At 69.0% G+C, this 12,255-nt stretch carries 10 protein-coding genes; 2 read left to right on the top strand and 8 right to left on the bottom strand.

What is annotated here, in order from left to right; translation table 11 throughout:
* Positions 1-348 precede the first annotated feature (348 nt).
* The gene (locus tag DVK05_RS11545; protein ID WP_121563484.1) at positions 349-723 is read left to right on the top strand and encodes a tautomerase family protein; all 375 of its coding nucleotides are present in this window, start codon (positions 349-351) and stop codon (positions 721-723) included.
* Positions 724-768: 45 nt separating this feature from the next.
* Here the strand turns inward: DVK05_RS11545 and DVK05_RS11540 are convergent, their stop codons facing one another.
* Complete coding sequence (locus DVK05_RS11540; RefSeq protein WP_121563483.1) at positions 769-1,242, bottom strand: deoxyuridine 5'-triphosphate nucleotidohydrolase; 474 nt, start codon at positions 1,240-1,242, stop codon at positions 769-771.
* A gap of 275 nt (positions 1,243-1,517) precedes the next feature.
* On the opposite strand from DVK05_RS11540, the gene DVK05_RS11535 reads away from it, so the two are divergent.
* Positions 1,518-3,503, top strand: a complete 1,986-nt coding sequence (locus DVK05_RS11535; protein ID WP_121563482.1) for an aconitate hydratase — start codon at positions 1,518-1,520, stop codon at positions 3,501-3,503.
* Positions 3,504-3,727: 224 nt separating this feature from the next.
* Here the strand turns inward: DVK05_RS11535 and DVK05_RS11530 are convergent, their stop codons facing one another.
* The 7 genes from DVK05_RS11530 to rpoB all read right to left on the bottom strand — a co-directional run bounded on the left by DVK05_RS11530 (position 3,728) and on the right by rpoB (position 12,254).
* Positions 3,728-4,381, bottom strand: a complete 654-nt coding sequence (locus DVK05_RS11530) for a 30S ribosomal protein S7 (protein WP_053770165.1) — start codon at positions 4,379-4,381, stop codon at positions 3,728-3,730.
* Positions 4,378-4,806 carry a 30S ribosomal protein S12 gene (locus DVK05_RS11525; protein ID WP_006111505.1) on the bottom strand — a complete coding sequence of 143 codons (429 nt, stop codon included), beginning with the start codon at positions 4,804-4,806 and terminating at the stop codon, positions 4,378-4,380. Before DVK05_RS11525 ends, DVK05_RS11530 begins: the two co-directional genes overlap by 4 nt.
* A gap of 201 nt (positions 4,807-5,007) precedes the next feature.
* Complete coding sequence (locus tag DVK05_RS11520; protein ID WP_121563481.1) at positions 5,008-5,820, bottom strand: hypothetical protein; 813 nt, start codon at positions 5,818-5,820, stop codon at positions 5,008-5,010.
* 44 nt (positions 5,821-5,864) lie between these two features.
* Positions 5,865-6,284: a NusA-like transcription termination signal-binding factor gene (locus DVK05_RS11515; protein ID WP_121563480.1), complete on the bottom strand. Its 420-nt coding sequence runs from the start codon at positions 6,282-6,284 to the stop codon at positions 5,865-5,867.
* Positions 6,284-7,498 (bottom strand): DNA-directed RNA polymerase subunit A'', encoded by a 1,215-nt coding sequence (rpoA2, locus tag DVK05_RS11510; RefSeq protein ID WP_121563479.1) that lies wholly within the window; start codon positions 7,496-7,498, stop codon positions 6,284-6,286. Before rpoA2 ends, DVK05_RS11515 begins: the two co-directional genes overlap by 1 nt.
* Positions 7,491-10,424 carry a DNA-directed RNA polymerase subunit A' gene (locus tag DVK05_RS11505; RefSeq protein ID WP_199241197.1) on the bottom strand — a complete coding sequence of 978 codons (2,934 nt, stop codon included), beginning with the start codon at positions 10,422-10,424 and terminating at the stop codon, positions 7,491-7,493. Before DVK05_RS11505 ends, rpoA2 begins: the two co-directional genes overlap by 8 nt.
* Entirely contained in the window at positions 10,425-12,254 is a 1,830-nt protein-coding gene (rpoB, locus tag DVK05_RS11500; protein WP_053770170.1) for a DNA-directed RNA polymerase subunit B, read from the bottom strand.
* Position 12,255 lies beyond the last annotated feature (1 nt).

Here is a 12,255-nt window from a genome sequence, read left to right as displayed (position 1 = left end):
GGACAGATCGGCGGTCGTCGGGTCGCCGTCCGGCGGATTCTCGGTTCCTGTTGACCGCGTGTTGTGAACGCGTTGCCGCTAACTAATACGACAACGCTGCCGCCCCCGGCACGCTTAAGTGTCTACCACCGCTTGTTTCAGGTGACGCTTCGCTTGGAGGGCCGAAGCGTCAGCGGGGACCTACAGAACGACACGCTCGTGCCATCTTTTCCCGGCACGGGCGTGCCGTTCGTTCCTTTACCTACCGAGCGACTCGCTCGCGCAGCCGCCGCGCGCGTTGAGGCGTCCGCACGCGAACTCGCACCCGGGAGCCGATAGCGCGAAGTCCCGCCCGGCCGAAGCGCGGGTATGCCCCTGTTACAGTTCTCGACCACGCTGTCGCTGTCGCCCGCGGAGCGGGAGTCGTTCGTCGCGTTCGTCACCGACCGGTACACCGAGGAGATGGAGACGACGGCCGGGCACGTCGCCGTGACGATCGCCGAGCGCGAGCCGTCGGCGATGGCGATCGGGCGGGGGGTCGACGGCCCGCTCCTCTTCTTGGACGCCGAAATTCGCGAGGGGCGCCCGTTCGAGTACAAGCGCGCCTTCGCGCTGGCGGTGATGGAGCGGGCGGTCGAGGCGTTCGGCGTGCCCGAGCCGAACTGTAAGGTCGTGTTCACCGAACACGCGGGCGAGGACATGATGGGCATCGACCGCGTCGGCGGGGACTGGGACGGGTCGTAGTCGGCCTCGGGGGGTTCTCAGGCGCGGCCGTCCCACACCACCCGCTCAGAGGTTCTCCGCCTGGTAGTCGCCCTCGTACGTCCCGTCGTGGTCGGCCTCGGCGAGGACGAGCTGCGCGATCCGCGCGCCCGGCTCGATCTCGATGGGGTGGCCCACGTCGAGCCGCCCCTCGCCGACGCCCTCGTAGCCCGCGTCCCACACCGCGGTGTCGAGGGTACAGGCGTTCCGCAGCAGCGTCGAGCGCGGGAGGACGAAGCCGATCCGGCCCTCCGGGATCCGCACCGGCTCGCCGTAGCGAACGACGTAGCTCCCGCGTTCGAGCCGGTAGCAGTCGCCCCGGGGCTCCAGCTCCCGCCGCTCGCCCACGCGCTTCCCGTCGCGTCCGAGGCGGCCCGGTTCGGTCTGTGCGAACACCGCGTCGACGGTGAGGTCGACGCCGTTCGGCTGTCGCTGCGCGTCATCGAGGTCGGCGCCGGCCGCCTCCAGCGCCGCCGCGACCGCGGCTCCCGAGTCGAACATGCGCGTCCGGAACCGCGGGCGAGCCAAAACGGTGTCGCCCGCGAGTCGCGGCGCCGACGGGGGAACCGGCCGGAATCACCGGGACCGCCGAGTCACCCGATTTCGGCCGTTTCAGGCGTTTAATGTCCTAAAACACTCGGGACGGCTACGTATTTCACGGTGCGTGGTACCACGCGGAGTTCGGGGCGAGGGTTGCCGCATCGCGGGATCTAACACGGTCGATCTTCTGGAAACTCGCGGGTTTTATATCCACGGGAGAGCCATCATCGCGTACTATGGGACAAACGATTACCGAGAAGATCCTCGATGACCATCTCGTCGAGGGCGAGCTGACGCCCGGCGAGGAGATCGGCATCGAGATCGACCAGGTGCTGACGCAGGACACGACGGGGACGATGGTGTGGCTCCAGTTCGAGGCCCTCGAGATGGACGAGGTCCAGACGGAGCTCGCCGCGCAGTACTGCGACCACCAGACGTACCAGTTCGACTTCAAGAACACCGACGACCACCGCTTCCTCCGCTCCGCGGCCGGCACGTACGGCGCCTACTTCTCGCGGCCCGGCAACGGCATCTGCCACCAGGTCCACAAGGAGAACTTCGCGGCGCCCGGCAAGACGCTGCTCGGCTCCGACTCGCACACGCCGACCCCCGGCGGGCTCGGCCAGCTCGCGATCGGCGCGGGCGGGCTCGACATCGCCGTCGCCATGGGCGGCGGCCCCTACTACGTCGAGATGCCCGAGGTCGTCAACGTCCACCTCGAGGGCGAGCTGCCCGAGTGGGCGACCGCCAAGGACATCGCGCTCCACCTGCTCGGCGAGCTCACCGTCAAGGGCGGCGTCGGCAAGATCTTCGAGTACACCGGCCCCGGCGCCGAGAAGCTCACGATCCCCGAGCGCACCACGATCACGAACCTCGGCACCGAGCTCGGCGCCACCTCCTCGATCTTCGCGACCGACGAGAAGACGAAGGACTGGCTCGCGCGCCAGGACCGCGAGGACGAGTACGTCGACCTCCAGCCCGACGACGACGCGGAGTACGCGGAGACGATCGAGGTCGACTTAAACGAGCTCGAGCCGCTCGTGGCCGCGCCCTCGATGCCCGACAACGTCGCCCCCGTCAGCGAGTACGAGGGCACCGACGTCGAGCAGGTCATCGTCGGCTCCTGTACCAACGGCGCCTACGAGGACATCCTCCCCAGCGCGAAGATGCTGGAGGGCCGCGAGGTCGCCAAGCAGACCGAGATGATCGTCGCGCCCGGCTCGAAGCAGGCCTCCGAGATGCTGGCCCGCGAGGGCTGGACCGCGGAGATGATGGCGGCCGGCGTCAACTTCTCCGAGGCGACCTGCGGCGCGTGTATCGGCATCGGCCACGTGCCCGCCTCCGACTCCGTCTCGCTGCGCACCTTCAACCGCAACTTCGAGGGTCGCTCCGGCATCGAGGACGACTCCGTCTTCCTCTGTTCGCCCGAGGTCGCCACCGCGGCGGCCATCACCGGCGAGATCGTCGACCCGCGTGACCTCGCGGACGAGCTCGGCGACCTCGAGGCGCCCGGCCTGGAGATGGGGACGAAGTACGGCCCCGGCATGGGGAAGGACGACTCGGACATCATCTCGCCCGACGAGGCGATCGACGACGGGCTCGTCAAGGGCCCGAACATCGGCGACGTGCCGCTGAAAGACGGGATCGACGTGGACGGCGGCGAGGCCCTCCTCAAGATGGAGGACAACATCACCACCGACCACATCATCCCGGCGACGGCGGACATCCTGAAGTTCCGCTCGAACATCGAGAAGCTCTCCGAGTTCACGCTCTCGCGCGTCGACGACACGTTCGCCGAGCGCGCGCTCAACGCCGACGGCGGCGTCCTCGTGGCCGGCGAGAACTACGGCCAGGGCTCCTCGCGCGAACACGCCGCGCTCTGTCCGATGTACCTCGGCATCGAGGCCGTCTTCGCGCAGAGCTTCGCCCGCATCCACAAGGCGAACCTCTTCAACTTCGGGATCGTCCCGCTGGCGATCGACGAGGAGACGTACGAGAAGATCGACCAGGGCGACGACCTCGAAATCGTCGACGACGTGCCCGCGGGCGTCCGCTCCGGGCAGGAGGAGTTCACCGTGAGCGTCAACGGCGAGTGGGAGTTCACCGCCGACCTCGACGCCTCCGAGCGCGAGCGCGACATCCTCGCGGCCGGCGGCAAGCTCTCGTGGGTCAAACAGCAGCACGCCGACGGCGGCTCCGGCGCGGCGCCGGCCGACGACTGAGCCGACGGCCGACGCGGACCGCTCGACGCCGACGTTCTCGTTTTTTTCACGCCCCGACAGCGACGGTGCGACGCCCGGCGATCCGACCGGTACGCGACGACGAAGTCACTGACCGACGAGAGAAAGGTACGCGACGACGGAACCGACGACCGGCGACCCGATCGGGACGGACCCGCGGGTGGCCGACGGGAGAGAGACGAGAGAGAAAGCGCCGGCGGCCGAGTTCAGCGGGCCGCGGCGGCGACGCGCTCGCGCTCCTCCTTCTGCGAGATGGAGTAGGAGCCCTCGACGTCGTAGTCGGCGGCGGCGACGAGTTCGTTCGCGAGCGCCTCGGCGGCGGGCGTCGACGACTTGTACGTCGCGCTGGCGACGGCGTCGGAGATGAACAGCAGCGCCTGGTCGACGCGGCGCTGGGGCGCGACGTCGACGGCCTTCGGGACGGAGATGCCGCCGTACTTCAGGCGGACGGTCTCCTCGCGGGGCGCGGCGTTCTCGACGGCCGTCACGAGGATCTGGACCGGGTTCTCCTCGGTCCGCTCGTGGACGATGTCGAAGGCGTCGCGGACGATCCGCGTCGCCTGCTGCTTCTTGCCCGTGTTCTCCTCGGTCTGCATCAGGCGGTTGATCAGCCGCTCGACCAGCGAGATCTCGGACTTCTTGAACTGCTTGGACGCGTGGCGACCCATCGTGTGGGCGATGGGCGTCACCGTCATGTACCGCTTCGTCGAGGGGTCCTCGTAGGCGATTTCGGTGACGTCCCAGACGCCGAACAGCTGGGCGTTCTCGTTGGCCGCCTCGCTGGAGGCGGGCGCGTCCGGGTCCGGCTCGTCGGCGGCGACGTCCTCCTCGGACGGCGCCTCGGTCTCCTCGCCGCTCATCTGACCGGCTTCTCCGCGTTCCCGCGAACCAGTTCGATCATCGACACGCCGTTGACCTTCTCGACCTTGTAGTTGACGCCGGAGAGGTCGCCCATCGCGCGACCCTTCGCACCGCCGATCCCGGCGATGGTGACCTCGTCGTGCTCGTCGATGAAGGAGATCGCGCCGTCACCGGGACAGAACGCGGTGACCTGCTTCCCGTTCTTGATGAGCTGAACCCGAACGCACTTTCGGATCGCCGAGTTCGGCTGCTTTGCCTCGATGCCGACCTTTTCGAGGACGATGCCGCGCGCCTGCGGGGCACCCTCCAGGGGGTCGGACTTCGTCTTGAGCCCGCGCTCTCGCCGAGCGTACTCGGAGTCGGACCAGCGGCGCTTCTGCCGGTCCTTTTTGAGCTTACGGGCCGCGTACTTGCCGTTCGCCATCGTACGCCTACTTCCGAACGGAGCTACTTAAGCGTCGTCTTTCTCCGTCGCGAAACGGCCTCAGATCCTCCGAGCGGTACCTCTCGACGGATCTGAGGGTGTTTCACGGGGCGTCGGTTGTCGGAAACGACGGACGTTCGCTCCCGCTGAGCCGGTAAGCGGACGAGAGCGCCCGTCGTTTCGCCCGGAACGGGACGAGCGTCAGCCGCTCGTCTCGTCGCGCGCCGTCGCGACCCACGCCGGCTCCGTCACCGTCGCGCCGAGGTCGCGGTAGTCGATGTCGACGTCGACCGTCGCCCCCTGCCCGTCGTGTTCGCCCGCCCACGACTGTTCGAGCCGCGGCACGACGCCGGACTCGTACACGTGGACGGTCGCCGACGCCGTCTCGACGGTCTCGGGGACGTTCCGGTCGCCGTCGAAGGAGTCGGACGCGAACCGCGCGGTCGGCTCCCCGCGCACCTCGCCCGCGCCGTCGCTCGTCGGGGCCCAGAGGTTCAGCCCCTCGTACGCCGTCTCGCCGCTCGCGGTCTCGCTCTCGACGCGGATCCCCGTCAGGACCTCCGCGCGCATCGCCGATTCGAGCTCGCTCGCCGAGCGGTCCGTCGACTGCCGACTGTACCGCGTCCCGTCGGCCGTCTCGCGACGGATCAGCGCCACCCCGTCGGCGACGTACAGCTCCGAGACGTCCGGCTCGTCGGTCTCGGTCACTTCCTGTCGCACGTACTGGCGACCGTTTTCGAGGTCGTAGGCGGCCTCGTACTCCTGTGACGGGAGCCACGGGGTCGGCTCCGCGTCGCCGTCGTGGCTCGTCGCCGCCGTCGAGAACAGCGTGGCGCCCCCGGCGTCGACGAGCGCGGCGGCGTGCCGCTCCGCGAGGGTCGCGACGTCGAGGCCGTCCTCGCTCCGCCAGTCGGCGTCGGGGAACGGCCGCTCCGCCGAGTCGCCGCCGAGACAGCCGGCGGCGCCGACCGCGGCGCCGGCGCCGACTCCGGCGAGGAAGCGTCTCCGGTCCATGCGACGAGGAACGGGCGCGTCGGCAAAAGGGCGTGGGTTCGCCGTCAGGTCAGCTGCACGTCGTCGACGTCGTAGTGCCGCTCCGCGAGCCGGCGGGCGGTCTCGATGTTCGCGCCGTCCGCGCCGATGGCGACGCCGCGGTCCGCCTCCGGGACCTCGACGTACGCCACGCGGTCGTTCTGCTCGGAGATGGTGACGGCGTTGACGGCCGCCGGCGCGAGCGTGCTGGCGACGAACGCCTCGGCGGTGTCCGCGTCCTCGACCAGTTCGATCGACTTGTCGAGCCGCCGTTCGGCCTCCGCGACGGTCTCGCCGCCCTGACCGATCGCGGCCGCCATCTCGCCGGCCGGGACCACGAACACGAGCCGGTCGCCCTCCACGAGGCAGTCGGTCGGCGTGACCCCGGTCAGCTCGTCGAACCGACCGATGTACCGCCGCGCCTCGTCGGAGAGCTCGACGTACATTAGTCGTCGCTCACGACGCGCGACCCCATCCGGAGGTCGACGTCGCCGGTCCCCATCGAGATGGGCTTGCCGGCGATGACGTTCTCGATGACGCCGTCGAGGTCGTCGTACTCGCCGTGGATCGCGGCGTCGAGCAGGTGGTTGACCGTCACCTCGAACGCCGCGCGCGCGAGGACCGAGTCCTTGTTGCCGGAGATGCCGTGCCGGCCGATCGACTCGATCTCGCCGTTGTTCGTCATGATGTCGGCGACGAGCATGAGGTGGCGGACGTTCACGTCGTCGAGCCCCTGCTCTTCGAGCGTGTTCTTCGTCTCGTCGATGATCGTCTCGCGGGCCGCCTCGACCCCGAGGTTCCGGTAGATCTCGTGGATGTTGTTACACGTCGTCCGCGAGGCGTCGACGCCCTCGATGTCGAGGGTGTCGCCGAACGCCGACCCCTCGGTGTAGAGGACGAACTCCTCGTCGCCGTCGATCTCCTCTTTGCGGATGACGACCCGCTCGATCTCCTCGATGCCCTTGAACACGATCTCCCGGAGCCGCTCGACGAGCTGGAGCAGCTCGCGGTAGCTCGGCTCGTTGGGGCCGAACTCGATGACCGTGCCGGCCTGTCGGGTCTCGACGCCGAGCGAGTCCTCGATCGTCTCGGCGATGATCTCCGCGACCTCCGTCGCGTCGGAGTGGGTGGGCCACCGCTCGAGGAGGGTGTCGTCGTTCAAGTCGATCCGGACCAGCATGTCGGCGACGTTCGTCGACACGTCGCCGAGCGCGAGGATGCGCGTCGCCTCGATCGACCAGACGACCTCGTGGGCCTTCTCGCGGTCGGTCGCGTACTCGCCGTCGAGGTGGACCGTCATCATCGGCGTGTCCGGCGTCTTCCGGGCGTCCACCAGCTCGATGAGCCGGGGGAGCCCCTGCGTGACGTCGATCTCCGCGACGCCCGCGTAGTGGAACGTGTTCATCGTCATCTGCGTCCCGGGCTCGCCGATCGACTGCGCCGAGACCGTCCCGACGGGGTCGAGGGGGTCGACCCGCGTCTGCTCGTAGCGGTTCACGACGCCGTCGACGATGTCGGTTGCCTGCTCGATGGTGACCTCGCCGGCCTCCTCGGCCTTCCGGTCGATGGCCTCGTACACCTTCGTCTTGAGCCGACGGGGGAGCTCGGTCGCCTCCACGACCGCCTCCATGTCGTCGGTGACGCCGTCGTACTCAGTCATCGGACTCCACCCCCGGCCCGCCGGCCTTGTTCAGCCCCGGCCCGGCGTGCTCCGAGAGGTTCGTCGGCGGCTCGCGCTCGCCGAGGAACCGCTCTTTCTCCTCGTCGGAGGCGAACTCCGCGTCGACCACGCGGTCGACGATCCCCTCGACGTCGATGCCGTCCTCCTCGCCGGAGGAGACCTTCACCGGCGAGGTGCCGTCCTCGCCGAACTCGAACTGGACGATCCGGCCCGAGGTGTCCCGGACCGTGCCGTCGTACTGCGCCTCCAGTTCGGAGAGCGCGTTGATGAGCCGGCGCTGGAGGTAGCCGGACTTGGAGGTCCGGACCGCCGTGTCGACGAGCCCCTCGCGGCCGCCCATCGCGTGGAAGAAGAACTCCTGGGGCGTGAGCCCGCCGCGGTAGGAGTTCTCCACGAAGCCGTGGGCCTCCGAGGAGAGGTCGTTCGGCCGGTAATGCGAGAGCGTCCGGTCCTCGTAGCCGCGGTTGATCCGCTCGCCGCGGACCGCCTGCTGGCCGACCGAGCCGGCCATCTGCGTCAGGTTCAGCATCGAACCGCGGGCGCCGGAGCGGGCCATCACGACCGCCGGGTTGTCGTCGCCGAAGTGCTGGTCGGCGATCTCGCCGGCCGAGTCGCGGGCCTTCCCGAGCGTCTGCATGATCTTCATCTCCAGGGTCTCGTCGACGCCGCGGCCCGGGAGCGACTCCAGCTCGCCGGCCTCGTACGTCTCGATGAGCTCCTGGACGCGGTCGTAGGCGCTCTCGATGGCGTCGTCGACCTGCTCTTCGGCCTCCGGCGGGATCGACTCGTCGTCGATCCCGATCGAGAACCCGAAGTTCATGATCGCGCGCATCGCCAGCGACGCGATCTCGTTGATGAACACGCGGGCGCGGGTCTCGCCGTACTCCTTCGTGAGCGTGTCGACGACCTCGCCGCCGAACGCGCCGACCGCGTCCTCGTCGATGGTGCCCTCGATCAGCTGGCCGCCCTCGATGACGACCTCGTCGCCGGCCGAGGAGGTAAAGGAGAGGTCCAAGTCGTCCGGGAGCAGCTCCGAGAACAGCGTGCGGCCGGTCCAGAACTCGCGGCCGTCGTCGTCGACGCCGTCGGCCTCGGGCAGCTCGTCCACGCGCGTCGCGCGGAGCAGGTCCAGCGCCTGCGTCTCCGTGAACTCGGGGTTCGAGTGGGTGAGCAGGTAGGTGCCGGAGATGTGGTCCTGGATGGCGCCGATGATGTTCCCGCCGAAGCGGGGCGAGAGGATCTGCTCTTGGACGCGCATGAGGACGCGGGCCTCGGCGCGGGCCTCCTCGTTTTGCAGCGCGTGCATGTTCATCTCGTCGCCGTCGAAGTCGGCGTTGTACGGCGGACAGACGACGGTGTTGAGCCGGAACGTCTTGTACGGCATCACCACGACCTCGTGGGCCATGATGGACATCCGGTGCAGCGAGGGCTGCCGGTTGAAGATCACGATGTCGCCGTCCACGAGGTGGCGGTTCACTTCCCAGTCGGCCTCGACCTTCTCGGCGAGCTCCTCGCAGTTCTTCTCGGTCACCTTCAGGCGGCGGCCGTCGGGGCGGCGCACGTAGTTCGCGCCGGGGTGGGCCTCGGGCCCGTTCCGGACGTACTGCCGCGCCTCCTCGACGTTGCGCTCGGTGACGTTGAGCGTCTGCGTCATCTCCTTGGCCACGCGGTCGGGCACGCCGACCTCGTTAAGCGAGAGCGTCGGGTCGGGCGAGATGACGGTCCGGGCGGAGAAGTTGACGCGCTTGCCGGACAGCGAGCCGCGGAAGCGGCCCTCCTTGCCCTTCAGCCGCTGGCTGAGGGTCTTCAGCGGGCGTCCGGAGCGGTGTCGCGCCGGCGGCGTCCCGCTGATCTCGTTGTCGACGAACGTGGTGACGTGGTACTGGAGGAGCTCCCAGAGGTCCTCGATGATCAGCTGCGGGGCGCCGGCCTCGCGGTTCTCCATGAACCGCTGGTTGATCCGGATGATGTCGACCAGCTTGTGGGTGAGGTCGTCCTCGGAGCGCTGACCGTTGTCCAGCGTGATCGAGGGACGGGTGGTCACCGGCGGCACCGGCAGCACCGTCAGGATCATCCACTCCGGCCGGGAGTGTTCGGCGTCGATGCCGAGCACCTCGAGGTCCTCGTCCGGGATGTCCTCGAACCAGTCGCGGATGTCCGAGGGCATCAGCTTGTTCATGTCCTCCTCGGTGAGGTCGACGTCTAACGCCTTCTCGATGGCGCGGCGGTCCTCCTTGCGCGGGCGGAACTCGCCGGCCATGATCTCGTTGATCCGGTCGAGGGCGATGTCGGTCGCGTCGGCGAGCTCCTGCGGGGAGGTGCCCGGGTCGTCCTCCTCCTCGTCGGGCTGCATCGCCGCCGCGATGCGCTCGGAGTAGTCGCCCGAGAGCACGTCCTGGACCTCGTAGTAGGTGGTCGGCTTCTCGTGTTTGATGTCCGCCTGCGGCTCGCCGCAGAACGGGCAGGTCGACGCCTTCCGGGCCTGCCGGACGGCCGCCTTCAGCACGTCGTGCTCGTCGTCGCCGAGCTCCTTCGCCCGCTCGTAGCGGTCGCGGAACTCGTCGCGCTGCGCGTCGTCCAGGGCGAGCCGCCCGCACTCGCGGCACGTCGAGCGGAGCAGCCGCCGGATGAGCTTCGTGAAGCCCACGTGGATGACGGGGGCGGCCAGCTCGATGTGGCCGAAGTGGCCGTTACAGGAGCCGGAGTGGGACCCGCAGGTGCGGCACTCCAGGCCGGGGTCGATGACGCCCAGTCGCGGGTCCATCAGCCCCATGTCGATCGGATAGCCGTCGTCGTCGTACGTGTCGGCCGTGATCACCTTCGTCGCGGACATGTCCCGGTACGTCTCCGGGTCCATGAGGCCGAAGTCGATCCCGCCGAGCACTTTCGGTGTTTGCGTTGACATCTAAATCGCGTCCTCCAGTTCGAGTTTCGGTCGGATGCCGAGGGCGATCATCTCGTCGAGCAGGAGCTTGAACGCGTAGCTGACCTCCAGCTCGTGGATGTCGTCCTCGTCGCCCGTGACCGGGTCGTACACGCGGCGCTGCTCTCGGTCCTCGACGGCGACGAGCCCGGTCTCCGCGGAGACGTGGACCGTCTCGGCGTCGGAAGACTCCAGCAGCCGCTCGTTGAGCACCATCGACGCGCCGTGGCCGATGATCGTGTCGCGCTCCATCTCCCCGACGCGCAGGCCGCCCTCGCGGGCGCGCCCCTCGGTCGGCTGGCGCGTGAGCACCTGGACCGGCCCGCGCGAGCGGGCGTGGAGCTTGTTCGACACCATGTGGTACAGCTTGTGGTAGAAGATCGTCCCGACGAAGATCTCGGCGTCGATCTTCTCGCCGGTGACGCCGGAGTACATGACCTCCTTGCCGGAGGACTTGAAGCCGTACTCCTCGAGCTGGTCGCGGAGCTCCTCCTCGTCTTCGCCCTGGAACGGCGTGCCGTCGACCCGCGAGCCGCGCAGCGAGCCGACCTTGCCGCCGAGCATCTCCAGCACGTGGCCGACCGTCATCCGCGACGGCAGCGCGTGCGGGTTCATCACGAGGTCGGGGACGACCCCCTCCTCGGTGAACGGCATGTCCTCCTGGGGCGCGAGGTGGCCCACGACGCCCTTCTGCCCGTGTCGGGACGCGAACTTGTCCCCGAGCTCGGGGACCCGCTGGTCGCGCACCTTCACCTTCGAGAGCTTGGAGCCGTCCTCGCCCTCCATCAGCGTCACGGTGTCGACGACGCCCGACTCGCCCGAGCGCATCGTCACCGAGGTCTCCCGGCGCTTCTGCGGGGAGAGCCCGCCCATGTCGTCGGGCTCCTCGAGGAAGCGCGGCGGGCTGGTCTTGCCGAGCAGGACGGAGGACTCGTCGACCTTCGTCTCCGGGTTGACGAGGCCGTCCTCGTCGAGGTGCGTGTAGGCGTCCTCGCCGCGGGCGCCGCGCACGTCCTGGTCCGGGATCTCGAAGCGGTCCTCCTGACCGCCGGGGTAGCGGCGCTCCTCGCCCTCGTAGGTCCGGAAGAAGTGCGAGCGGGTGAGCGCGCGGTCGACGGAGCCCTGGTTCATCACCAGCGCGTCCTCGATGTTGAACCCCTCGTAGGACATCACGGCGACGACGAAGTTCTGCGCCGCCGGCCGCTCGTCGAAGCTGATCTGGTCGGAGGTCTGCGTCTTCACCATCGCCAGCTGCGGGTAGTGGAGGAGGTGCTGGCGCGTGTCCGGCCGGATCCGGTAGTTCGCCGAGGGGAGCCCGAGCGACTGCTTCATCATCCCCGCGCCCATGGTAATCCGGGGCGAGGCGTTGTGCTCGGGGTAGGGGATCATGCCGGCGCCGATGCCGAAGACGAGCTGCGGGTCGATCTCGAGGTGCGTGTGGTCCTCGGTCACGTCCTCCTCGTCGACGGCGACGAGGATGTCCTCCTCCTCCTCGGCGTCGATGAACTCGACGTAGCCGCGCTCGACGAGGTCCTCGAACTCGACGTCGCCGCGTTCGAGGGCCTCGATCTCCTCGTCGCCGAGGAGGGGCTCGCCGTTCTCGACGACGATGAGCGGGCGCCGCGCCCGCCCCGCGTCGGCGTTGACGATGACCTCGCGGGTCCGGTCTTTGACCGAGACGTTCACCATCTCCGAGACGTCGCCCCGGCGGCGCGCCTCGCGGATCTGTTCCGCGAGCTCGTGGGGGTTCTCGTGGGTGCCCACGAGGCTCCCGTTGACGTACACCTTCGCTTCGCGTTCTGCTTGTGCCATG

Origin of the sequence: Halorubrum sp. Atlit-8R (genome assembly GCF_003666025.1) — an archaeon.
In the GTDB taxonomy this organism is placed as follows: domain Archaea; phylum Halobacteriota; class Halobacteria; order Halobacteriales; family Haloferacaceae; genus Halorubrum; species Halorubrum salinarum.
The sequence above is the reverse complement of the archived record's forward strand: the minus strand, read 5'-3'. Positions and strand labels throughout refer to the sequence as shown.